This window comes from Flammeovirga sp. MY04 (genome assembly GCF_001682195.2).
Taxonomy (GTDB): domain Bacteria; phylum Bacteroidota; class Bacteroidia; order Cytophagales; family Flammeovirgaceae; genus Flammeovirga; species Flammeovirga yaeyamensis.
This window is the reverse complement of sequence record NZ_CP003560.2, coordinates 1287519-1311987: the sequence shown is the minus strand read 5'-3', so window position 1 is coordinate 1311987 and position 24469 is coordinate 1287519. Positions and strand designations below refer to the sequence as shown.

19 protein-coding genes are annotated in these 24469 nt (G+C 32.6%); 9 read left to right on the top strand and 10 right to left on the bottom strand.

Features of this window, described 5'->3' with window-relative positions; all coding sequences use genetic code 11:
- Positions 1 to 2 precede the first annotated feature (2 nt).
- Positions 3 to 1088 (bottom strand): DegT/DnrJ/EryC1/StrS family aminotransferase, encoded by a 1086-nt coding sequence (locus MY04_RS05245; protein ID WP_066207359.1) that lies wholly within the window; start codon positions 1086 to 1088, stop codon positions 3 to 5.
- Positions 1075 to 2199, bottom strand: a complete 1125-nt coding sequence (locus tag MY04_RS05240; RefSeq protein WP_066207357.1) for a glycosyltransferase family 4 protein — start codon at positions 2197 to 2199, stop codon at positions 1075 to 1077. The genes MY04_RS05245 and MY04_RS05240 overlap by 14 nt, the downstream gene beginning before the upstream one ends.
- A gap of 3 nt (positions 2200 to 2202) precedes the next feature.
- Between MY04_RS05240 and MY04_RS05235 the strand changes: the two genes are divergently transcribed.
- Positions 2203 to 5190, top strand: coding sequence for a T9SS type A sorting domain-containing protein (locus tag MY04_RS05235; protein WP_066207355.1), 2988 nt, complete (start codon positions 2203 to 2205; stop codon positions 5188 to 5190).
- Positions 5191 to 5280: 90 nt separating this feature from the next.
- Here MY04_RS05235 and MY04_RS05230 read toward each other — a convergent pair whose 3' ends face one another.
- Both MY04_RS05230 and MY04_RS05225 read right to left on the bottom strand, forming a co-directional pair.
- Positions 5281 to 7008: an ABC transporter ATP-binding protein gene (locus MY04_RS05230; protein ID WP_066207352.1), complete on the bottom strand. Its 1728-nt coding sequence runs from the start codon at positions 7006 to 7008 to the stop codon at positions 5281 to 5283.
- Positions 7009 to 7113: 105 nt separating this feature from the next.
- A complete protein-coding gene (locus tag MY04_RS05225; protein ID WP_066207349.1) occupies positions 7114 to 8295 on the bottom strand; it encodes an oligosaccharide flippase family protein in 1182 nt (393 codons plus the stop codon).
- A gap of 326 nt (positions 8296 to 8621) precedes the next feature.
- Between MY04_RS05225 and MY04_RS05220 the strand changes: the two genes are divergently transcribed.
- From MY04_RS05220 to MY04_RS05210, 3 genes are all read left to right on the top strand, one after another.
- Entirely contained in the window at positions 8622 to 9086 is a 465-nt protein-coding gene (locus tag MY04_RS05220; RefSeq protein WP_066207346.1) for a GreA/GreB family elongation factor, read from the top strand.
- A gap of 55 nt (positions 9087 to 9141) precedes the next feature.
- On the top strand, positions 9142 to 9975 hold the full coding sequence (locus MY04_RS05215) for a hypothetical protein (protein WP_066207343.1): 834 nt from the start codon (positions 9142 to 9144) through the stop codon (positions 9973 to 9975).
- A 328-nt stretch (positions 9976 to 10303) separates the two neighbouring features.
- Complete coding sequence (locus tag MY04_RS05210; RefSeq protein ID WP_066207341.1) at positions 10304 to 11584, top strand: CHASE2 domain-containing protein; 1281 nt, start codon at positions 10304 to 10306, stop codon at positions 11582 to 11584.
- A gap of 320 nt (positions 11585 to 11904) precedes the next feature.
- On the opposite strand, the gene MY04_RS05205 is transcribed toward MY04_RS05210, so the two are convergent.
- The 5 genes from MY04_RS05205 to MY04_RS05185 form a co-directional block, all read right to left on the bottom strand.
- Positions 11905 to 12294 (bottom strand): methylglyoxal synthase, encoded by a 390-nt coding sequence (locus MY04_RS05205; RefSeq protein ID WP_066207338.1) that lies wholly within the window; start codon positions 12292 to 12294, stop codon positions 11905 to 11907.
- A gap of 512 nt (positions 12295 to 12806) precedes the next feature.
- A complete protein-coding gene (locus MY04_RS05200; protein WP_066207332.1) occupies positions 12807 to 14639 on the bottom strand; it encodes a TrkH family potassium uptake protein in 1833 nt (610 codons plus the stop codon).
- Positions 14640 to 14937: 298 nt separating this feature from the next.
- Positions 14938 to 15582: a 7-carboxy-7-deazaguanine synthase QueE gene (locus MY04_RS05195; protein ID WP_066207329.1), complete on the bottom strand. Its 645-nt coding sequence runs from the start codon at positions 15580 to 15582 to the stop codon at positions 14938 to 14940.
- Positions 15583 to 15687: 105 nt separating this feature from the next.
- Complete coding sequence (gene folD / locus MY04_RS05190; protein ID WP_066207327.1) at positions 15688 to 16578, bottom strand: bifunctional methylenetetrahydrofolate dehydrogenase/methenyltetrahydrofolate cyclohydrolase FolD; 891 nt, start codon at positions 16576 to 16578, stop codon at positions 15688 to 15690.
- Between the two features lie 99 nt (positions 16579 to 16677).
- Positions 16678 to 17937: a T9SS type A sorting domain-containing protein gene (locus MY04_RS05185; RefSeq protein ID WP_066207325.1), complete on the bottom strand. Its 1260-nt coding sequence runs from the start codon at positions 17935 to 17937 to the stop codon at positions 16678 to 16680.
- Between the two features lie 235 nt (positions 17938 to 18172).
- Here MY04_RS05185 and aat point away from each other — a divergent pair, with 235 nt between their 5' ends.
- Positions 18173 to 18889, top strand: a complete 717-nt coding sequence (gene aat, locus MY04_RS05180; protein ID WP_066207324.1) for a leucyl/phenylalanyl-tRNA--protein transferase — start codon at positions 18173 to 18175, stop codon at positions 18887 to 18889.
- Positions 18890 to 18937: 48 nt separating this feature from the next.
- Positions 18938 to 20392, top strand: a complete 1455-nt coding sequence (locus MY04_RS05175) for an aminoacyl-histidine dipeptidase (RefSeq protein ID WP_066207318.1) — start codon at positions 18938 to 18940, stop codon at positions 20390 to 20392.
- Positions 20393 to 21007: 615 nt separating this feature from the next.
- Here MY04_RS05175 and MY04_RS05170 read toward each other — a convergent pair.
- A complete protein-coding gene (locus tag MY04_RS05170) occupies positions 21008 to 21520 on the bottom strand; it encodes a thioredoxin family protein (protein ID WP_066207316.1) in 513 nt (170 codons plus the stop codon).
- A gap of 51 nt (positions 21521 to 21571) precedes the next feature.
- Here MY04_RS05170 and MY04_RS05165 point away from each other — a divergent pair, with 51 nt between their 5' ends.
- The 3 genes from MY04_RS05165 (at position 21572) to MY04_RS05155 (ending at position 24291) form a co-directional block, all read left to right on the top strand.
- Entirely contained in the window at positions 21572 to 21820 is a 249-nt protein-coding gene (locus tag MY04_RS05165; protein WP_066207313.1) for a type II toxin-antitoxin system Phd/YefM family antitoxin, read from the top strand.
- Positions 21821 to 22090 (top strand): Txe/YoeB family addiction module toxin, encoded by a 270-nt coding sequence (locus MY04_RS05160; protein ID WP_066207310.1) that lies wholly within the window; start codon positions 21821 to 21823, stop codon positions 22088 to 22090.
- 62 nt (positions 22091 to 22152) lie between these two features.
- On the top strand, positions 22153 to 24291 hold the full coding sequence (locus MY04_RS05155; protein WP_066207307.1) for a S9 family peptidase: 2139 nt from the start codon (positions 22153 to 22155) through the stop codon (positions 24289 to 24291).
- The last annotated feature ends 178 nt before the right edge of the window (positions 24292 to 24469 follow it).

The following is a 24469-nucleotide window of genomic DNA, read 5'->3' as shown; positions in this document are numbered from 1 at the left end:
TATTAATTATTTAAAGTCCTTAAAATTATTCTCGCAATCATATCAATTTCTTCATTAGTTAATTGATAATATAAAGGTAAACATAAAACTTTTTCAGTAATTTCATTTGCAACGATATTATCATTACTATTTTCAACATAATCTAAATCTGATAATAACGGGTAGAAATATCTTCTAGCATAAATGTTATTTTCCTTCAAATCTTTATATATTTTTTCACATATTTTTTTTGTTTTTAAGACAATTGGATAATACGCATAATTAAATGAAGTAATATTATTTACTTTTAAAAGTGAAATATCTTCTGATTTATCAAACCAAAGGTTATATCTAAAACTATCACTTTTTCTTTTTTCTAAAATATTATCAATGTAATTAAGATTACACAAACCCATGGCGGCATGGAATTCACTGTTTTTGCCATTAATACCTAAACCTGAAAATTTATTTTCCCCATCATGACCAAAATTTCTCATTGAAGCAATCTTTTTTATCAGTTGTGGATCATTACTAAAGACTCCACCACCTTCAATTGAATGCAATAATTTTGTAGCGTGAAAACTTGTTGTACTAATATCACCATATTCAAAAACTGATCTATTTTTATATTGTGTACCAAAGCAATGAGAAGCATCATAAATTACTTTTAAATTATGTTTCTCGGCAATTTCTTGAATTTGATCTATATCACATGGGTTTCCATAAACATGTGTTGCTAAAATTGCAGAAGTATTTTCGTTAATTTTTTCTTCAATTTTGGATGGATTAATATTAAATGATTTTGAATCAATATCCACAAATATTGGAGTACACCCTTCCCAAACAATACTAGAAGTTGTTGCAACATATGAAAATGGTGTAGTAATTATTTCACCTTTTAAATCCAAAGCTTTAATAGCAAACTGTAAAGCTATAGTACCATTAGATACAAATAAAAAATGATTAATTTTTAGGTAATCCTTTATTTTTAGCTCAAATTCATTTACCAATGGACCATTATTTGTTAGCCAATTAATATTAAATATTTGATCTACATACCTTTGATATTCATCGGATTTTGGCAGGAAAGGTTTATTAACATTTATCATTGATTAATTTTTTATAGAAATTAAATAAATTTTCATGATGGGTACTTATATTAAACTTTTGGATTGAAATAAATCCATTTGATTTTAGTTTTTCAACTAATAATGGATCACTTTTTATCTTTAATAATCCTTTCAATATTGAATTTGATGATTTATGTTCTACAACTATCGCATTTTCATTATCAACAATAAATTCATTCGCTATTCCAGAAAGTGTAAATATCGATGGGATCTTGGCCGCTAGGGACTCTATATAAATTTGACCAAATGCTTCGATCTCATTATCAACCGGGGCATGAATAAAAACGTCAAAAAAACTATATAGAGCAAATACATCTTTCTCAAAAGAAATAAAAATACAATTATCAATGACATTATTATTTTTTAGCAAATCAAGCACTTCTTTTTTGTAATTCCCTGAAAAATTGGCAATTATTATTTGAGTGTTAGGTTCTTTAACTATAAAGTTTGATAATGCAGGTATTATATAATCATATCCTTTACAATGTAATAGACGTGATATAATTCCAATAGTGAATTTTTCTTTTTCAATTCCATATTTATGTTCTATTCTTTCTTTTAGATCATTATCTACATTTTGATATGTAGAGATATTAATACCATGATTTAGTAAAAATATTTTTTCATGCGGAACTCCCTCTTCTAACAAACTTTTTGTAACATTATCAGAGATTGAAATCACCCTAGTACTTAATGTATTACAAAATTTATCATATTTAACTGAATTTGGATAGTAGACTTTATTGAAAGTTGAACTGTGTCTTGTATATATTCTATTTTTGACATTCATTATATAGGATGATAATAAACCTAATAAATTAGCATCTCTTAAATGTGTATGTACAATTTCAATATTCCTGTTTCTTTTAAAGAAAAGTATTAACTTAAAGAATATAAAAAAGTAATCCTTTTTAGATTTTAAACTGTAATGTATAACTTTATAATTGTTATTAATTAACCATTGTTGAAGATTACTGTTTTTATTATTATTCAATAAAATATATGTCACATCTATTTTATCTTTAAAATATTTAGAAAGTTCTTGAAAACCCGTAGAAGTTTCTATGTTTGATAAAATATATACAATCATAAAATGTTTATATTTAGAAAAATTATTAATCTTATTTTTTTATTGTTATTTTATTATTCTGGTGTTAACGCCCAAATATTAGAATCTGATTCTCTAGCCCTAATAGATATTTTCAATTATAATCCAAATAATAGACTTGGTTGGAATTTAAATGATAATATATCTACCTGGATTGGTGTTACAACTAGTGGTAATAGGGTTACAAGGCTTGATATACCAATTAGAAATATTGAAGTTATTCCAAATTCTATTGGAAATTTATCAGAATTAACATTTTTAAGTTTACGACAAAACTATACTATTAGTGCTATACCAACATCATTAACAAATTTAAATAAACTTACATACCTAAGCTTCCAAGAAAATAATCTTTCTGAATTACCCACTGATATTGGTAATCTAAACCAATTAAGATCATTTTATTGCCAAAATAATAATTTATCAGTATTGCCAGAAAGCATACAAAACTGTAATCTATTATCTTTGATTTTATGTCAAAATAATAATTTAGGTTTTTCAGCTTTAGAAAATATCAATAGATTAGCTATAGAAAATGCTTCGTCTTCATATTCTCCACAAAGTACAATTTCTAATAATGAAACTATTTATTTTAATTACACTTATCATCTTTTAGCACCTGACTCTGCATTAAATAACAACTATACATGGTTTAAAAATGACATAGAGTTAACAAATGAAAATAATAGATTATTAGAAGTAACCGACAATGGGAATTATAAGTGTAAAATTACCAATAATGATTTCCAAGAATTGACACAAATTGAATCTGGGGTTTATTCTTTAATTAATGCAGGACCATTTTGGACTGACTCTTTATCATTAAAATCTATTTCAGATAACAATCCAATGAATACTCTTAATTGGTCAAACATATTAAGAGTCAAGAATTGGACAGGTGTCACACATTCTGGTTTCCTTGGTGATCAAGTCACAAAAGTAGATATTGACAATCAAAACCTATCTGAACTACCAACAGCACTTCAAAATCTTACAGGATTAGATACGTTAATCTTATCCAACAATAGATTTGTATTTGACAAATTATATGCCACACAGGGACTATCTCCGACTAATATTTTCACATATTCACCTCAAGCAAATTTAGGTATCGAGAAATCAATTGGTTATACTGGAACCCCTGTTAATCTTGAAGTTGATTTAGCGGTGACTGATACTTCTGGAAATAATATTTATCAATGGTATAAGGACAGCCAAATTATAAGTGGTGCAAATCAAAGAACATATTCCACTACTGAAATTGGCACTTATCATTGTGAAATAACTAATAGTGATTTCCCTGATTTAACTTTAAGGCAAAACAACATATTTATCTTTGATCAAGCATTATTCGATCAAGATTCAACAATAGTGAGATCTATATATGAAAAGAACACTTCAAATACATTAGGTTGGAATTTGTCAGATCCAATTTCACAATGGATTGGAGTAAATCTTAGAGGAGGAAGGGTAAATGGTCTTCATTTATCAAATACTAACTTAAGTTCAATACCTGATAATATTCAATTATTAGACAAGCTTGATAGTATTGATATCAGTAACAATACATTTAGTGCTCTACCTACTTCATGGAGCAACCTCACTGAATTGGTTTATTTAGATGTATCTCATAATCAATTGACATCTTTAGTAGATGAAGTCTATACTTTAACTCAGTTATCACACCTTGATATTTCTTCTAATCAAATTGATTTCCTTAATAGTATTGTTAGTCAACTCTCTCAATTAGACTTTTTAGATGTCTCCAATAATAATTTCACATTCGATGATTTATTGAATATTAATAAAGATAATATTACAAATTTTATCTATTCACCTCAAGGAGCTGCGGGGCCAGAACAATTTATAGCCACTGCAGGTATAATTGATATTTCTGTTGACCCAAGTGTTGATCCTTTAGTAAGCTCCAATCAATATCAATGGTTTTATGAAAGAAATCAATTAGTTGGTGAAACTAGCAGGACTTATACTGTAGATAATCAATTTGGTGTTTATCATGTGACCATTATGAATCCAGAACTCCCTAGTTTATTATTAAGAACATCAGATATCAATGTTTCACCAGATCAAGTTTTTACAAATGATTCTTTGGCTTTAATTACCTTGATGAATGAAAACTCAGAGAATACACTCTCTTGGAACACTTCTGATCCAGTGGGAACATGGGAAGGAATTAAAGTAGATGGCTATAGTTCAAGAGTATTTTATATTGACGTTTGGAGTAAGAGTATTACCAATTTCCCATCATCGATTTCTACTTTAGATTCGCTAAAAGAGATTAATTTTGGATCAAACGATATTGGATCTATTGATGAAGATTTTTATACTAATGATCAATTAGAGTATGCTAATTTCTCTAACAATCATTTGCCCTTTTCCGAATTAGATAAAGTAAATATTGACCCGAGTAATGGAAATGGCCAAAATTTTGTTTATCAGAATCAAAAAGCTATTGGAGTTGAAAACTCAACCGTAACATTAGAAAACGGGGTAAATTACCTCATCATCCCTGATAATCTTAAAGCAGTAGATGATCAATATCAATGGTATAGAAATGGTAATTTGATCAATAACGCTTCAAATGACTCCCTTTGGGTGAATAATATTGGGGAATATAATTACACAATTAAAAATTCTAGATATCCGAATGAACTACTTACTTCATTTTCTATTACAGTAGATGGAGAAGTAACATCAACTAATGATGCAGTAAAGAATAATATTAAAATTTATCCAAACCCTACTGATGGTGTACTAATTATTAAGTCAAATAATCTATCTATAGAAGGTATTCAAGTGAGAGATATTCAAGGAAAATTATTAGATAATAATCTAAGTTCAATTAACTCTTATGAGAAGCAAGTAAATCTAGAAAAATATCCCTCCGGAGTATATATGATTAGTATACATACTGATAAAGGAAGTAGTGTATTTAGAGTGCTTAAAAAGTAATCAAATAATTCACTTCACGTTATTAGTGATATCATAATAAAACCCATAAAAATGTAACTTTTATGGGTTTTATTATATAAGCAGTTATATCTATTCTACAACCTCTGGTGTTAAATCAATAATTCGATCACATTCTTCTAAAGTCGATAATCTATGAGCTATAATTATTATAGTTAAATCATCAGTATGAGATAAACTATTGATAGATTCTGTGATTTCTTTTTCTGTTTCGTTATCCAAAGCTGATGTAGCCTCATCAAAGAATAAGATTTCAGCATCAAAATACAGTGCTCTAGCAATACCTACTCTTTGTCTTTGTCCTCCAGAAAGTTTAGTTCCATTCTCTCCTATTCGAGTGTTAACTCCATCTGACAACTCATTAGCTACTTCCCAAAGACTTGCTTTTTGAAGAACAACTTTCACTTTTTCAAAATCAATCTCCTCAACAGTACAACCAAAAGCGACATTCTCAGCTAATGTTCCATCTATGATATATACATTCTGTTGTACATATCCCACTTTGTGGTAAAAATCATCTTCATAGGTCTCATTGTAGACAAAGTCATCTACTAGATACTTTCCATTCGACACTTTTAGAAAGCCAAGTAAAATATTCATGATGGTTGTTTTACCTGAACCAGAAGATCCTATCAAACCAATAGTCTCTCCCTTTTTAATCTTAATCGAAAAATTTGAAATTACATTTTCATCGGCATCATCATATCTAAACGAAATATTATCCAAATAAAGCTCTTTCTTAAAGGTAATTTCCTTTTGGGTAGGTCTTTTATAATGTACTTCTTTTTTTAGTGGTTTTAGCACTTCAAATGTCCATTTATTTTGATTTAAACCATTTATATAAGTCATCATTCTGTTAATAGATGGCATTATTCGAAATCCTGCAATGGCAAACACACCCAAAAGTTGAAGTAACTCTAAGCGGGAATCTAGGTAATATACACCGTACACATTCATTACTAAAATAGCTAACATCAAAGAGGATTCAATTACCCTTGTTGGAGCTAGATTATAAATATTTGCTTTAATATTTGTATTAGCTAGAGAATCCACATCTTTTGTAATTCTATTTCTAAATGTATTTTCTGACCCAGAAATTATTACATCAACATAACCAAAGATACTCTGAAAAATATTCTTACTCAATCTAGGATTAACATCTCGCCTTACATTACTTATTGCTAATGATTTTTTTTGTACATACTTATAAAAGATAAAAAATGTTGGTAATACAATGACGGCTAATAGTAACATTATATTAAAATTATATAATGATATACCCAAAACTATTAACAGCAGAATCACCAATTCATTTAATAAGTTGAGAACACCTAATAATTGATAATTAGCAAAGTATTGAGTTGCTAGATGAATATTATTAAATAAACTATTTGAATTCTCCTCCTTAAAAAAAGCAAAACCTTTTCTATAGTATATCTGATGTAATCGTTTGGCAAAATCCCCATATAAACCCATTGCAAATTCACTTTGCCACTTTACTATGAACATCCCTCCTATATTTTTAAAAAGTACAATGACAAATAAGAAAGAAGTAAGTAGTATGATAAGTTGTTTATCATCAGTCAGACCAAAAGTAGAGTAAATCCAATTCGCCCAAGCATATTTTTCAACCATATTATCTTCCAATAATACCGCAAAGACGGGCAACATCGCACTCAGGCCTATGAGTTCTAATCCAGAATTTATAAAGAGTAAAATACTTACACCAATAGCTTTAACCTTTTGATCTTTAGGGAGAATAGATCGGATAAATTGTATGGTTTGTATTATTATTTTCATCGAAGGTTATTTTAATGTACGAACAAAAATAGGGAATAGAGTTAGGAATTAGGAGTTAGGAATTAGGAGTTTTTATTTATTCAACTCATATACAGTGATATAAATTTAGAGTTTTATTTTTAATATTAGAATGGCTAACATATTTACTAATATCATTGAAATAATAAATGGTAGTATTCCAAAGAAATACAAAACGATTAAACACCCCAAAAACAACCCCTTTCCCAACAAATTCACCCTCAAAGTAAACTTCGTCTCACCTAAACTATTATAATACACCTCTGCTATTTGATAAACACTCTGAGTACAAATCAAAAATGAGAGTAGTCCAAAGTATTGTCCACTTGTTCTCCACACCTCTCCAAAAAAGATAACAAATAGATGTTCAGCAGTAAAAAATAGAATTAAGGCTATACTTAAAGTGATCAAAAAAGTGACTAGAATGGATCTATTGAATAAGATCTTTGAGGACTGAGTTTTATTCCCTTTTGAAAAATAAGGTAATAATAAATTGTTGATTACTTGATAGAGTGAATTACTTAATTGCTGTTGAATGGATTTGGCTTTGACATAACTTCCCAACATTAAGCTGCTTCCTACAAATTGTATTAATAGAATGTCTATTTGAGAGAATAAATTGTTCAAAAACACTGAGGTAGAACGAGTTTTCATGTAGGGATAAAAAGATGCTAAAGATGTCCTCTCAACTTTTGGTTTCCATAAACACAAAAAATAGAATAATGTAAATTGAAGTGCATATCTTAATAGGAAAGACCAAACTAAAGCAAAGATTCCATAGCCTTGATAAGCCATGATTAATCCCAATAACGTTGAGCTTAAAGATGAAATGGTATAAACTATGGAGGTGATTTTGAAGTTTAAATCAATTTTCAGTTTAGTCATTGATAAACCTCCCCACCCTTCAAAGAGAAAACATAAGCTCAATATAAAAGCGGCTAAAGGTTGATAGGCAAAATCATCAAATACAAAAGTTAATCCGTAGTAAGATAGATTGAATGTCAAAAAACAAATGAAGCCTAAAGTCAAGATCACCCAAAATGCTGTGGAAAGTTCTTTATCCGATACCTGATTCTTTTGTATGAGTGCTTCATGTAAAGAAAAGTCTTGAAATACATTTAACGTCACTACTATTACCATCATTATACCAAAAGATGCATAATCAGCTGGTGTTAGAAATCGAGTCATGAAGACCGATCCCAACAATACCACTGCTTGACTAAGCACTTTTGATGAAAATTCGTAAGTGAGGTTCTTTAAAAAACTCAAGGTAATAATAGATACTTTGATGTAAATGAAAAAAATCTCCTAAAAATAGATATTAACTAGGAGTTAGGAATTAGGAGTTAGGAGTTTTTTTACGTCAGAGGTGGTATTTTATAAAAAACCTATGTTTAAGTCATCGATCTGAATCAATTTTTAGAAAACATTCTTATTTTTGTTATCAATGGTAACTTGAGAAGGAATTCTTACAAAATACTTTTGTAGGGACGTTGCAGTGCAACGTCCGTACGGGTGGTTTTCAAATCATCATATATTTATAATTTGAAGAATTACCTACAGAAATTCTGGATCGGGCTAATAAACGAATAATAATGACAAAGTCAGCATACATTACAAAAGAAGGAATGGAAGGATTGCAACAAGAAGTGCAAGTCCTTTGGGAAGAAAGAAAAATTGTTACTGAAGCAGTTTCGGATGCAGCCGCTATGGGCGATCGTTCGGAAAATGCCGAATACATATATGGTAAAAAGAAATTAAGAGAAATTGATGGTCGTTTGACTTACCTCAGAAGACGAATTGGTAATGTGAAGGTTTTTGATCAAGAGATTGATGAAAATAAAGCCATGTTCTCGGCTTATGTAACTTTTAAAGATCAAACCAACCACATGATGACCCTTCGTCTTGTTGGACCTGATGAAGCGGATATCAAAAAGCAAACAATTTCTATTGCCTCGCCTATTGGAAAAGCATTGTTAAATAAACAAATTGGCGATTCTGTAGATGTTGTCACTCCTGCAGGTAAGAAAACTTTCACTATCCAAAAAGTCAAATACTAATTAGGTAGAGTTTTTGATTACTTATAACTGAATATCTATCTTAGAAATACTAAAAATGAACTATAAAAATATAATCCTAGCCATTACTCTTTTTCTCACCACCTCACTTGTCTCTTTTGGACAAGATTGGTATGTACTTCATGTGACGGGTGAGATCATAAATACAGCAACCAATACTCCAATTAAAAGTGGAGATATGCTCGGTGAAGATCTTGCTTTACAATTTGCCACAAACACTGCAAAAGCTATTGTAATTGCTCGATCTAAAGGTAAAATGCTTTTGGATGGAAGTAAAACATCCAAGAATGCAGATGGTGAATTTATGAGTTTGGTATCTCAAGTGTTATTCCCTGTACAATCAAATAAAATGATGAGTACGCGTAGAGTAACTTTCGGTGGAGAGATGGATATTTCTTATTATTTCAATGGTGGTCCATATGTCTTCATGAGCGATTCAGTAGTCCTCAATGTTGACAAATTTAGGTATCCCCTAACTGAAGATAAGAAAATGGCTGTCCGATTTGTATCTGAAGGTCAGGCATACAATCGCTGGATTGAGAATTATGGTCCAGATAATAAAATCCTTATTGATGCGAATAACGTTTTCAAAGATGTAAATACAGATAAAATAGAAACAGTGGATGTATACTACCTAGATATGAGTGGTGAAAAACCAAATCCAAAACATATAGGTAGCTTCGATCCTGTTTTCATCAATGAGGATAAATTAAAAACTGAATTACTCTCTCTTAAGAAATTCTTATCAGACTACCAGAATGAACCTAAGGAAACAGTGAAGAAAGAATTGTATCAATACGTTCTTGATATTTATGGCAAGGTGGATGAGGCAATGTTTGAAGATTGGAGTGAGGATATTGGGGTTATTTAGGTAGTAGGTAGGAAGTAGTAGGTAGCAGGTAGCAGGTAGCAAAGTTCACGCTCGTTTTAAGTAAGAGGTAAGAGGGAAGAAGTAAAAACTGGTGCAAATGTTAAGTGATAGCGACATTTGTACCCATAAACGTTAGAGGTCTCCCGACCTCGTTTTTAGCATATCTCATTAATCTACCTACAATAGAAATTACACATCAAAATCTGTCAAGACTTAAGTCTTGATAGATATAATTATCACTACCCTATGGTTTTAACCATAGGATTTATGATGGGTTTTGGTTTTATACACTCTTCATTTTAATTTCAGAACAACAATTTTTTAAATAATGAGCAAACCAAGAAAAAAAACAGATCGTCTAATCTTTCGAATGCAGAACAATAGCATTTTGATGTGGGCGATTTCTATTGTGCATTCTTTTGTCATGATCATTGGACTGATGTACTATATGTCATTGGTTTATGTGATGCCAGATGAAATTCTTTTGATTGAAACACTTTCTATGGTGAAGAATGCGTTATTGGGTGTGGAAGATAAGCCGTCTAAAGATCGTTTTCTTTTTGTGAATTGCTCTTGGGAAAAGGATTTAACAGTAAAAAAGGATTCTAACGATTTTGTGATTGGCAATGTGGATATTACTAATCGTAAATCGATTACTAAATTTGTCAATCAGTTGAACCAAAATCCCGATAATCATGAGTATCTATTGGTCGATGTTCGTTTTTATGATGAATCTGAGGACGATAGTTTGATGCAAGCTGCTTTTGCTCAATCAAAAAATACGATTGTTTCATATCATAAAGGAGCTGATGGTAAACCGCATTACCCTGTTGTAGATGTTCCTATCGGACTATCTGATTTACAAGTGCAAGAATTGAATCATGAAGAAACAGTTTTATTAAAGTACCATATTATTCAGGCAGATTCTTTAAAATCAACTCCTCTCCTAATTGCAGAAAAAATGTATGGAGAGACAATTGAAAAAGGTTGGCTATTTAATAAATTCAGAGGTAATTACATGTTGGATAGTTACATCTTAGACTACCCCATCCGACCATATGACATTTTTGTTAAGAATGACTATATGTACATTCAAATGCATGAGTTATTAAACATGCCTCCTTTCTTAATCGAAGATTATACAAAAGACAGAATCATTGTCATGGGAGACTTTGAGGATCATGATATTCATAAAACTATATATGGGTTTATGCCTGGTCCACTAATCCTTACCAATGCATTTATTACTCTTGAAAGAGGTTATAATAAAATCACCATTGGATTCTTCATCTTTATCTTTATCTGTTTTACCTACATCTCACATAAAGCTTTAACGTTTAGAGATCCTGTAACGAAATTCATGGAGAAGTTCTTCAATTCAGATCACTTCTTGATGGAAATTCTTCAAGATTCACTATTCTATTTAGTCTTCTTTGGATTGATGTCGGTCATCTCCTATTTCCTATTCAATATTCACCTCACTGTATTGATTCTATCCTTCTACATGTACGGGGTGGAACAAGGTTTACTTTATTATAAAGGGTATATTGAAGAGAAATCTAAGGGTAAGTCGAAGATAACGGAGAAAGAAACTGAGGGGGCGAAATAATGTTTCAAAATCTCACAGAATAGTAAGTATATCACAAAAATTGAGGGTTAGAAATTCAATATTTCTAACCCTCAATTTGTTTAAGCCTACGTTTGAAATTGCAAGGACTTGCAAATAGAATTCCATAGACATGTATTCTCCCACGATTTGTAATAATCTGAATTCTCAAAGACTAAAGTCTCTGAGAATTTATGACCAAAACCTAATTTTTATAACACTTTAGTGTTGTAAAAATCAATATATCACCAACCCACGATTTCAATCGTGGGATATATACACTCATAGGTCAAGTGTACAATATGTTTTATCAGAAATACAACCTACTTCTTAAACACATCTCTAATCCCCGCCATCAACAACTGTCCAGAAGCTGGGTTTGTCGCCAAAGGCACATCATATAAATCACAAACTCTCATTAACATTTGAACGTCTGGCTCGTGAGGGTGTTTTCCAAGTGGATCTCTAAAGAAAAATACTGCATCAACATCACCTTCAGCAACCATGGCTGCAATTTGAGCATCACCGCCTTTAGGTCCAGAAAGTTTACAATCTACTTCTAATCCTGCTTTAACTAAATGACTACCTGTAGTACCAGTAGCTACAATTTTTATGTCAGAAAGAATATCCATATGATCTTTAAAAAAGCCCACCATTTCTGCTTTTCTCCCATCATGGGCAATCATTGCCACTCTTTTTAATTCGTTGTTCATAGTTTATGATGTTTTAAAAAATTACTATTCTTTTCTAAAAAGACAATTACAAAATGGTATTAGAGTGGTCCGTAGGGACGTTGCACTGCAACGTCCGTACTTGTGCACAATATATAATAACCATTTGTGTTATTATTATTTTTGCAAAAGCCTAAGATCTATTTCAATTCGAAAGATAAGAGATTTTTATTTTGTGATGTATGATAGATGTTACCTTTTTTTACATTAAAAATAATCTCAGATTTTCAATTCTCAAATCAGTGTTTATAATATATGATGGAACGAGGTCGGGAGACCTCTAACGTTTATAGGCACAAATGTCGCTAGCGCTTAACATTTGCGCCAGTTGGCCTTACCTCTTACCTCTTACCTCAATCTCCGACTCCCCAGGAATAAATTATTGGGCTTTTGATACATTCTTTATCCCTTACCTATTAGTTATTACTTATTACGTAAATAACGAGCGTTAACTCAGCACCTACTACCTGCTACCTGCTACCTGCTACCTAAAATTACCCCACCATCACATGCGCCTCAGGATACTGATAACTATTCGTATTTACCGTAGAACTCAACGCCAATGCCAGCGTAAGCGTACCTACTCGACCAATATACATCGACATAATTATCACAACTTTACCGATAGATGATAATTCACTTGTTATACCCATACTCAATCCTGCGGTACCAAAAGCTGATATTTGTTCAAAGATCAATGGAAGTAACTCAATTTTTGGATTATCTAATTCAGTGATACTAAGGATAAATAATGCAAGTAAGTTATATATCAAAGCAAACATAAAGATGGAATAGGATCTCTTAATGTTCTCATCTGAAATCGTCCTTTTTCGTACTACTATACGTTCTTGCCCTCTGATGATACCGATAGATGACAAAAGTAAAAGATAGAATGTACTACTTTTAATACCTCCACCTGTCGAACCTGGTGCCGCACCGATAAACATCAAAAAGATCATAACAAGAATAGTTGGTGGTTTCATAGAACCGAAATCCATGGAATTAAAGCCTGCTGTTCTAGTAGTAACTGATTGAAAAAATGAGGCTATGATTGATTCCACAAAAGATCGGTCTTGTCGAAGTTGATCAATTTCTAGAAAGAAAACGGTAAGCATGCCGACCAATATCAAAATGATGGTCGAATAAAGCGAAATTGATGTTCCTATGGAATATTTTTTCCATGGACTTCTCCAACGCTCTCTTATCTTACTTGGTGAGAATATTTCTTCAATGGTCGTAAAACCAAAACTACCGAAAATAATGATTATTCCAATTACCATATGTAATCCATACATATGTCGGATATCAATTATACCATTATCAAATCTTGTAGTATCAATTGCATCGATACTAGTATTTAAACTATCCGGGAATAAACTAAAACCAGCATTACAAAATGCAGAAACAGAATGGAAGATAGAATACAACACTTTTTGTGTGAAGCTATTGAATTGAAGGGAATCTCCCCATGAAAAGAAAATAGCGATCGCCCCGAGTGTCTCAATCCCTAAAGTCAGAAGGATTACCTTCCTCAATAAACCTGTAGCTGATGACAAATCCTCACTACTCAATACATCCTGAATTATGGTTTTGTGTTTTAAGGATACACCTTGAGACATGAAAGTGGCAAAAAAGGTCGCAAAGGATACAATACCTATACCTCCTAATTGCGCCAGTAACAAAATCACTAACTGACCTTGCGCTGTGAAATATTGTCCCGTATCTACTACTGCTAAACCTGTCACACAAGATGCACTTACTGAGGTAAATAAAGCATCCAAGAAGTTCATACTCGATTCACCGATAGTCGCTTTTGGCAACATCAAACAGAATGCTCCGAAGAGAATTAAGATGATAAAACTAAATATGAATGTGGTTGATGGTTTAATCTTATATTCTGATATGAGCACAGAGACTTTTGTAATCTCTATCATCACTAAGAAGGTCAAGGCTGCATAGACAACATGCTGATAGACTTGATTTGTCGCTCTATCAATTTCAAAACCAACAAAAAAATGGAATAAACCGAGTAAGGTGATGAAACTTAAAAATGCTCCTTCGAACCATGTAGACTTTATAAACTCCAACCGGTAATTGGTAAAGATGGTTCTTAAAGCATAATTTGATATAAATATGATGAATAATACCGGAACAATATTTCTAATGAAACGCTCGTCGGATTGTTCTAAATAAAAACCATATTCAAAAATGACAAATACGATGGATAATGTAGAAGCCACAATCGCCGATATTCTTTCGTATCGGAATACAGAAGTTTGATACTTTAAAAGCCATTGATTAATAAAGTCTTTAGTATCGGTGTTCATGTTTTATGAGTAAGGAGTAAAAAGTATGGAGTAAGATGTTAGCAGACTTACTCTTCCAAAATATAAATATAAGTTGTGTGGGTGTATTTCAAAAAAGATTGGTGGAATAGTATTGGGTTTGTCAATTATATTTTTCTAAATGGTTCGTTTGGGCAATCGTAAACATTTCGTACGGACGTTGCACTGCAACGTCCGTACAGGATCCATTACGTATAAAAATCATACAAAAAAAAGAGGATGATCCATATATTTATGAACCATCCTCTTTTAAAAGGACTAATATTGTATTGATAATTCTTTATGGAATATCAATATATTTATGCGTTTGCAAACTCAACTGCCATTCTGGATTGTTCTTCACAAATTCCACCAATAGAGGTGTAATTTCTTGTCTCTTCGACCACTCAGGTTGAATATAAAGCTTGCAATCTTTATTTAGTTTTTCTGATAGATTGATGGCCCATTGAATATCAGATTTATGGAAAACGACCACTTTAAATTCTGATGCCAACTGATAAGCCTCTTCTACAGGTTTCTTAAATTTCTTAGGCGACAAAGTGATATAGTCTAAGTGTCCTGTAAATTTATGAGTACCTGATGTTTCTATATTGATATGGAAACCTTCTTCCTTTAATCGTTTAGTAAGAGGTTCCAAATTATGCATAAGAGGTTCTCCCCCGGTGATAATCGCTAAACGACCTGGGTGTTTCTTTGCATTTTGAATAATTTCTTCGATTTCTAAAACAGGATGGGCATCCTGCTCCCAAGATTCTTTGACGTCACACCAAACACATCCAACATCACAACCTGCCAAACGAATAAAATAAGCTGCTTGACCGGTGTAGGCTCCTTCACCTTGAATCGTATAAAATGCTTCCATTACTGGAAGTGCGTGACCTTGTTTGACTCTTTCTTTAACAGAGTAATCTAATTTCTTTACCATTTAGTCCTTTTTTTTAAAACGCTTAAAAAAGTCCTTCAAGGGGTGAGGGAACCCTTGAAGGACTCGTATATACAAATTTGGCAATAAATTTAATCAATTACCAAACTATACTGATTCCTTAACAGTTTTTCTTTTTGCTGACTCTAAAGTATTCATCAATAATGAAACTACAGTCATTGGTCCAACTCCACCTGGTACTGGTGTAATCCATGAAGCTTTTTCTGCAACCTCATCAAATTTCACATCACCTTTCAAAGAGAAACCAGATTTTTTAGATGGATCTTCAATTCTTGTAATTCCAACGTCTACTACTACTGCTCCTTCTTTTACCATATCAGCAGTAACAAACTCAGCTCTACCTAAAGCGACAATCAAAATATCTGCTTGAAGACATTCTTCTTTTAAGTCTTTGGTTCTACTGTGTGTTAGCGTTACTGTACAGTTACCTACCTTAGAGTTTCTCGACATCAATAAACTCATTGGTGTACCTACAATATGAGAACGACCGATAATCACACATTTTTTACCTGATGTTTCGATTCCGTAACGATCTAATAATTGAATGATACCGTAAGGTGTTGCAGGAAGGAAAGTTGGAAGACCCAACATCATTTTACCCAAGTTTGTTGGGTGGAAGCCATCTACATCTTTATCAGGATCGATCGCTTCTGTTACTTTTGTTTCGTTGATATGCTTCGGAAGAGGCAATTGAACGATAAAACCATCAACATCTGCATTGTTGTTTAGCTCATCGATTGTTTTTAAAAGCTCCTCTTCAGAGATATCGGCATCAAACTTATATAAAGACGATGTGAACCCTACTTGTTCGCAAGACTTTACTTTATGATTCACATAAGTTCTACTTGCACCGTCTTCACCAACTAAGATAGCGGCTAAATGTGGTTTCTTGCCTCCTTGGGCAGTCAGTTTTCTTACCTCCTCAGCAATTTCTTCTTTTATAGCATTGGAAGTTGCTTTTCCGTCAATTAGTTGCATTGTATTTGATTTCGCACTTAAAAAATATTGAGTCACAAAAATAATGACTTTGATTACTTTTTCATCACCTTTTCTTAATAATTTTAATCAAAAGGCTATTTATTGTAAAATCGAAACTTTCCTTACTGTCACTTGACTACCACTTCTAATTCTTAAAATATAGACTTTATTGTACCTCAAATTACTGATTGTCATCTCACTTCCAATGGTAGTTTCTGATAAAACATAACGCCCATTTACATCATATACCACCACTTCTTTGGTTAGATTAATATTTAGAAAAAATAAATTGATGTTATTCTGATATGTAATTAATTGAACATTACTCAGTTTATCTTCTTTTTTTTGAATCATTACCTTTCCTAAAATATGTTCAGTGCCATTAAAATCTATTTGATGTAAACGGTAATATTGTATTTCTTCTTCTAATGCTTGTTGGTTATAATAGGTGATCTTCGTAATCGAATGACCAGCAGCTTCAATTTCATCTACTTTTGTCCAATGTTTATTATCAAATGATCTATAAATAACAAAGTAATCTGAATTGGTCTCGGTGGCTGTAGCCCAATGTAGATCAATGGTATTCTCTTTTGCGAATCCTTTAAAATATAATAATTCAACAGGCAAGTCATATCCATCATCAAACTCTCCTCCTGATTGTATATAATCCACCACCGTATCTAAATCCGTTCCTTTAAGTAACTCCTCTCTTGCTTTTTCGATTAACTGAGAAACGTTCGATAATTCAGCAGAAGATCTTTCATATTCATCACAAGCTACACTCCCATCTAAATTACCACAAGCATCGCCAAAGTCTAGGTTTACATTTGGACCTTGAACATTCCCACCGACGACAATAGCCCCATCAGTTGTATCAGTATCTAATTCTTGATTGTATTGAATAAAATCTTCTACTAATAACACACTATTATTTTTGAGTGTGATCTCATGTCCTCCTAAATTTTGAGCATGAATTTCTTTTACAATTAAAGCTGAATTATCGACTATCACTTGATCAGGCGAACCACCATCTCCTTGAAGGTTTAATTGACCAGAGATAACATCAAGAATACTTTTTTCTTTAATCTCAAGTATGGAGTTATTTAAGTTGATGTTTCCATTAATAGTTACTTTTGCCCCATTCTCAATAATTAGTTTTGCTCCATTCAATAAGGTTACATTTCCATTAAACACCACATCCGATGATAAAGTTAACGTAACGCCTGCATCAATATAAATCCCATCAGCATCAGTAAATTTTGTAGGAGTTTTAATTATCTGGTCTGAAGAAAAATGAATGTTCGCATATGTAGAATGTATTAATAGAGTTAGAATAATCGATAGATAAAAAGATTTCATAGCTGGTGTTTTGATTTAAAATCGAAACCTACACTGACGTTATTAATCATACTAATAACCTCTTACTTCATCTTTCTTTCTCTTATACTTCAACATCACTTCAAGCTACTATTAATCTTATTTTAGGTTTATTTAAGGTTATTATTAACGATATTCTCTTACCTAATTTAATTTTCATTCTGATTATTGTAAATTGAAAATTATTTCAAAATGAAAGATTATTTAACAACATAGTATGCCTATATTTCAACTTGAAGATGATAATATTTTATTCCCTCCTGCTCGATTAACTGATGAAAGTGGAATACTTGCAGTTGGTGGAGATCTTTCTAGTGAGAGAATTATTGAGGCATATGCTAGTGGCGTTTTTCCATGGTTTAATCCTGAGGATCCTTTATTGTGGTGGTCGCCTGATCCTAGGTGCGTTTTATTTCCTGAGAACATCAAAGTATCTAAGTCCATGCGACAGTTACTGAGAAGAGAAACATATACTGTTACATTCGATCAAGATTTTGCAGGTGTTATTGATGCTTGTCAGAAAATCTATCGTCCGGATCAAGGGGGAACATGGATTACTGATGAAATGAAGGAAGCATATATCAACCTTCATAATATTGGTTTTATGCATTCTGTAGAAGTATGGGATGATGGAGAATTAGTTGGAGGACTGTACGGAGGTTCGATGAATAAAGCCTTTTTTGGCGAATCGATGTTTTCTTTTAAAAGTAATGCTTCAAAATTCGGCTTCATCATGCTTTGTAAGAATCTCGAAGAACAAAATTTTGAAATTATAGATTGTCAGATGCACACAGACCATTTAGAAAGTATGGGTGCCGAAGAAATTCCAAGAGAGTCTTTTTTGATGTACATTGATAGAAATCAAGAAAGAAAGTTTGAAAAACAAGATTGGAATAAGAAATTTAGGACTGATTTCTATACCGCAAAGAGTTAATACTCTGTTGGATATTTAAACTAGACATATTTAAACCTATATATAAACATGAACAAAGAGGTTGCAAGTTTACATCCAGTACAAATCTGGGAAAACTTCGAAAAAATGAACGAGATCCCTCGTGGATCAAAGAAAGAGGAAAGAATTATTGCCTTCACTAAGCAAATTGGTGAAGACTTAGGTTTAGAAACCATCGTTGATGAATGTGGTAACATCATTATCAAAAAGCCGGCGACTCCAGGAATGGAAGATCGTAAAGGAATTATCCTTCAAGCACATATTGATATGGTTCACCAAAAGAATGCAGATACTGATTTCGATTTTGATACAGACGGTATTCAATCGTATATCGACGGTGATTGGGTAAAAGCAAAAGGAACAACTCTAGGTGCTGACAACGGTATTGGTGCTGCCACTATTATGGGTGTTTTGGCTTCAAAAGATTTAAAACACGGTCCTATCGAAGGTCTTTTCACTATCGATGAGGAAACGGGTATGACTGGAGCATTCGGTTTAGTAGAAGGTGTTTTAGAAGGAGATATCCTTTTAAATCTTGATACTGAAGACGAGCACGAGTTATGTATTGGCTGTGCAGGTGGTATCGATACGAATGTCAATTACGACTATGCAGAATCTGCTGCGGAAGGAAAAGCGTATCATATTCAATTAAAAGGCCTAAAAGGTGGACACTCAGGATGTGAAATCCATTTAGGTCGTGGTAATGCCAATAAATTGATGAACCGTTTGCTTTGGGGAACTAGAGAAAAATTCGGTTTGGAAATCGCTGAGATTGATGGTGGTTCATTAAGAAACGCTATCCCTCGTGAATCTTTTGCGAATGTAGTGATCGATCCTGCTAAAGCAGATGAATTCGAAGCTTACATCAAACAGGTAGAAGCTGATTACCAAGCAGAGTTAAAAGTGACAGAACCAAACTTGGTGATCAACTTAGAAGCTATCGCTACTCCAGCTAAGGTAATGGACGTAAAAGCACAAGATGCTTTATTGTCTGCGATCTACTCTGCTCCTAATGGTGTTATCAGAATGTCTGATGAGTTAGAAGGTTTAGTAGAAACTTCTACTTCAATGGCAAGAGTGCAGGTAAAAGAGGGTAAAGTAGTGGTACAATCACTTACTCGTTCTTCTGTGGAAACGGCTAAATATGATGTAGCCAATCAATTAGATGCTGCTTTTGCTATCACAGGTGGTAACGTAGAACATGGTGGTGCTTACCCTGGTTGGACACCAAATGCTCATTCTCAAATTCTTGAGGAAATGAAAGAAATTCATCAAGAATACTTCAAAAAGCCAGCAACAGTAAACGCTGTTCACGCCGGATTGGAATGTGGTATTATTGGTAGTCACTACCCTAACTTAGATATGATCTCATTTGGTCCGACTATTAAGAACCCTCACTCTCCAGACGAGATGTGTGAGATTGGTACGGTGGCTAGATTCTGGGATTTCTTGGTGTTGACTTTGGAAAGAGTGGCTAAGAAGTAAGGGTTAGGTAATAACTAATACTTAATAAATAATAGGGTTGCTTTCCTAAAATGATAAGATACGCAACCTAACATAGATACGATGGGTTGCACCCATCTTTGGGGAAGAATGGTAGACTTTGAGAGTGGTGAACAACTTGGTTCACTAGGCTTGAGGGCTACCTTTCTTTTTATAGAAGGTACTATTATATATATGAGCTGAATTAATTGAACTTGTTCTGGTGCGATGGGTTATACCCATCGTTAGGGAAGAATGGTAGATTTTGAGAGTGGTGAACATATTGGTTCACTAGGTTTGGGACTATCTTTTGTGTAGAAGTTTCTATTATTATCTTGAAGTGTACTAGTTGACCTTACTCTAGTGCGATGGGTTGCTCCCATCGTTGGAGAGGATGAGTTGACTTTGAGTTTATCAAAGAAGCAGTCTTGTGGTATCTTATGAGAAACCGAAGGAGGTGGCATAGCCCCTCCACATCATCGATTATTACAATATCCTTAACCGCCATTCTACCTATATCATAGAACTTATCATCTACCCATCTTACCCAAGGAGGGGTGCAACCCCTCCGGTATATGTAACATGAGAGATATTAGTGATATAAATAAAAACATAGATTTATTTATAAGGTGATAAATACCCCTCTCTAAACTCCTTAAACTCCACCCCTTCATACGCCGCCTCGTTCATAAAAGACAACATCAAATGTAACTTTTGCTTTTTCATGTATCCTTGAATTGGATATGGATTAGCTTGAAGTTGATCATCTTTCCTCACCCATAAAAAAACGTAAGTTGGAAAACCCATGTTCCCACCTAATAATGTATGTGATAAAGATTCATAGGTAAACTCCTCCCCTTGAAACATCAACTTTGAATGATCCTCAGCATTAATCTTTACTGCATAAAAATTTGCATTGATGTAACTAACTATCTTTTCATTTTTGAAGGTTGTTCTATCCATCTTTTTACACCATGTGCACCAATCGGTGTAAACATCAATAAAAAATTGTTTTTGCTCAGTTTTGTTCTTTTGAAGGGCTTCTTCGAAAGTGAGCCATTGGATGGCTTGTTGACAGAAGGATGATTTTGAGATAAATACCAATAATAAAAAAAGATGCAACTTCTTCATTGAGTTCTATATTTGTACATATTTTTGTACATTTGTAAAAAACATAATATTATGAATACAACGACTTTAAGTGATTTAAGAGCGAATCTTAAATCATATTTCGATGAGTTAGAAGATAACAAAGATATTTTAATTGTTCCAAGAAGTGGTAACAAAGAAGCTATCGTATTGATGACTTTATCAGAATATAACAGTATGAAGGAAACTGAATATTTATTATCTTCAAAAAACAATCGAGAGCTACTCGAAAAATCAATAAAAGAACTTGACGGTGAAGATACTATCAAATTTGATCTTTAAATGAATATACTATTCTCAAAAACTGCTTGGCAACAATACTTATTCTGGCAAACTGAAGACAAAAAAATAACTTTAAGGATACATGAGTTAATAAAAAACATTCAAAGAGATCCATTTAAAGGTATTGGTAAACCAGAACCTCTACGTCAAAATCTAACCGGATTTTGGTCAAGAAGAATTAATTCAGAACACCGTTTGATTTATCGAATTGTAGGAAAGAAAAATGAAGGACAGAGAACTGAAATAATATCTTGTCAATATCATTATTGATATTTTCTTTTTGATACCATTTCTCTACATTTACACCCGAAACAAATCAAACCATATATTTTATGATTCAAAACACATACAAAAGCTTGCTTCTTATTTTGGCAGTATGCTTTAGTTTTTCTGTATCGGCACAAAAAAAAGAACTAACAATCGAAGAAGGGATAATGGGCTATTGGTCGTTATACCCAGAGTACAAATCTGTTTTATGGATTCCAGAAAGTAAGGGTTTCTACTCTGAAACCGATGAAAATCAAATATTAAAGGTAAATGCTAAAAAAGGCACTTCTGAAGTTTTAATTACTTTGGATGATATTAAAGCTAGTAATTCTGATTTATCAAATTTAAGTCGTTTACCACGTTATCGTTGGTTGAATGCAAAAGAAATGATGTTCCAATATCAAAAAGCTTTTTATAAGATTGATATTGAAACGAAACAATCTCAAAAAGTAATTGATGTTAAAGGTGATAATGCTGATTTTACTTCAGACTTTTCGAAAATCGCCTACACGATTGATAATAACTTATACATCAGCGTAGATGGTAAAGAGACTCAGATTACTGACGAAAAAAATAAAGAAATTGAGTTCGGTAAAGTCGTACATAGAAATGAGTTTGGTGTACATAAGGGCACTTATTGGTCTCCAAAAGGAAATGCTATTGCTTTCTATAGAAATGACCAAACTATGGTGACAGATTATCCTTTAGTAGATATTTCAACTGTACCTGCTCAAGCTAACCCTATCAAATATCCTATGGCAGGGCAAAAATCAGAAGAAGTTACTTTACATGTTTATAATGTAAATACAAAACTGACTACCCCTATCAAGACGACTGGTGATAAAGAACAATACTTAACCAATATCGTTTGGAGTCCAGATGAAAAATATGTATACATCGGTATTTTAAATAGAGATCAAAATCATTTGGCTTTAAATCAATATGAAGCTGAGACGGGTGATTTTGTGAAAACTTTGTTTGAAGAAAAAGATGATAAGTACTTATCATTAACTCATCCAATGGAATTCCTTCCTAATTCTAACGATAAATTCATATGGAGATCGGAAAGAGATGGTTTTGAGCATGTATATTTATACAATACGGATGGTGAAGAATTGGCTCAATTAACTAAAGGTGATTGGGTAGTGATGGATATCATCGGGTTTGACAAGAAGAAACAAAACCTTTTTGTATTAGGAACTGATAATAATGGCTTGGATAGAGAGATCTATAAAGCGAATTTAAAATCGAAATCAGTGAAGAAAATCACTACTCTTTTTGGTGTTTATTCTAGCGTGAAGTACGATGAAAGCAGCAATTTAATCTTAGCTTCTTTCTCAAACATTGATACTCCTAACAAACAATTTGTGATGGATGTGAATGGCAAAGTGATTAAAACAATCATGGAAGCTAAAAACCCATTAGAAGGATATAATGTATCGAACATCGAATTAAGTACAATCAAAGCAGCAGATGGCAAGACTGATCTTAACACAAGGATGATCAAGCCTGCCAACTTCGATCCTGCTAAAAAATATCCTGTTATTGTATATGTTTATGGTGGACCAGGTGTTCAACTAATTACAAACCGTTGGCAAGCAGGTGCTGCCTATTGGATGCAAACTGCCGCTCAAAAGGGATATATCGTGTATACTGTAGAAAGTAGAGGTTCTGAAAACAGAGGTAAAGAATTTGAGCAAGCTACTCATCTTCACTTAGGTGATGAAGAAGTGGCAGATCAATTAAAAGGTGTAGATTACCTTAAATCTCTTCCATATGTTGATGCCGATAGAATGGCCATCCACGGTTGGTCATTTGGTGGTTTCATGACGACTTCATTGATGACCAAAGCTGCTGGCATATTTAAAGTGGGTGTTGCAGGTGGTCCAGTAATGGATTGGGATTTTTATGAAGTAATGTACACTGAACGTTATATGTCAACTCCTCAAAAAAATCCTGAGGGTTATGCAAATGCTCGTTTGTTGGATAAAACTACTCTTCTAAAAGATAAATTATTAATTATTCATGGATTAATTGATGATGTAGTAGTACCTCAACACTCTTTCAGGTTTTTACAAGAATGCGTGAATAACGGAGTTCAAGTTGATTTCTTCACTTATCCTGGTCACCCACATAACGTGAGAGGAAAAGATAGAATCCACTTAATGAACAAAGTACTTGATTATATTGATCAGAATATTTAATCAGAGCATAATGATAATAATAAGCAACAGTCAACTGGCTGTTGCTTTTTTTTTTGTCAAGAAGTAACAATTAATGTTTAATAAATCTCAAAAATCGAAACTAATTAAAATTCTTACATTAAATTGTAGGGTCATTTTAGGGTACAGAATACATAAATAATTCATTGCTGAATTATAA

Bases quoted from the DNA above. Each gene is read 5' to 3' on its own strand.
- MY04_RS05160 (WP_066207310.1), top strand. From the start codon at position 21,821: ATGAATATACTATTCTCAAAAACTGCTTGGCAACAATACTTATTCTGG.
- MY04_RS05165 (WP_066207313.1), top strand. From the start codon at position 21,572: ATGAATACAACGACTTTAAGTGATTTAAGAGCGAATCTTAAATCATAT.
- MY04_RS05230 (WP_066207352.1), bottom strand. From the start codon at position 7,008: ATGAAAATAATAATACAAACCATACAATTTATCCGATCTATTCTCCCT.
- MY04_RS05195 (WP_066207329.1), bottom strand. From the start codon at position 15,582: ATGGTAAAGAAATTAGATTACTCTGTTAAAGAAAGAGTCAAACAAGGT.
- MY04_RS05205 (WP_066207338.1), bottom strand. From the start codon at position 12,294: ATGAACAACGAATTAAAAAGAGTGGCAATGATTGCCCATGATGGGAGA.
- MY04_RS05155 (WP_066207307.1), top strand. From the start codon at position 22,153: ATGATTCAAAACACATACAAAAGCTTGCTTCTTATTTTGGCAGTATGC.
- MY04_RS05210 (WP_066207341.1), top strand. From the start codon at position 10,304: ATGAGCAAACCAAGAAAAAAAACAGATCGTCTAATCTTTCGAATGCAG.
- MY04_RS05240 (WP_066207357.1), bottom strand. From the start codon at position 2,199: ATGATTGTATATATTTTATCAAACATAGAAACTTCTACGGGTTTTCAA.
- MY04_RS05170 (WP_066207316.1), bottom strand. From the start codon at position 21,520: ATGAAGAAGTTGCATCTTTTTTTATTATTGGTATTTATCTCAAAATCA.
- MY04_RS05185 (WP_066207325.1), bottom strand. From the start codon at position 17,937: ATGAAATCTTTTTATCTATCGATTATTCTAACTCTATTAATACATTCT.
- MY04_RS05175 (WP_066207318.1), top strand. From the start codon at position 18,938: ATGAACAAAGAGGTTGCAAGTTTACATCCAGTACAAATCTGGGAAAAC.
- folD (WP_066207327.1), bottom strand. From the start codon at position 16,578: ATGCAACTAATTGACGGAAAAGCAACTTCCAATGCTATAAAAGAAGAA.
- MY04_RS05220 (WP_066207346.1), top strand. From the start codon at position 8,622: ATGACAAAGTCAGCATACATTACAAAAGAAGGAATGGAAGGATTGCAA.
- aat (WP_066207324.1), top strand. From the start codon at position 18,173: ATGCCTATATTTCAACTTGAAGATGATAATATTTTATTCCCTCCTGCT.
- MY04_RS05215 (WP_066207343.1), top strand. From the start codon at position 9,142: ATGAACTATAAAAATATAATCCTAGCCATTACTCTTTTTCTCACCACC.
- MY04_RS05235 (WP_066207355.1), top strand. From the start codon at position 2,203: ATGTTTATATTTAGAAAAATTATTAATCTTATTTTTTTATTGTTATTT.
- MY04_RS05200 (WP_066207332.1), bottom strand. From the start codon at position 14,639: ATGAACACCGATACTAAAGACTTTATTAATCAATGGCTTTTAAAGTAT.
- MY04_RS05245 (WP_066207359.1), bottom strand. From the start codon at position 1,088: ATGATAAATGTTAATAAACCTTTCCTGCCAAAATCCGATGAATATCAA.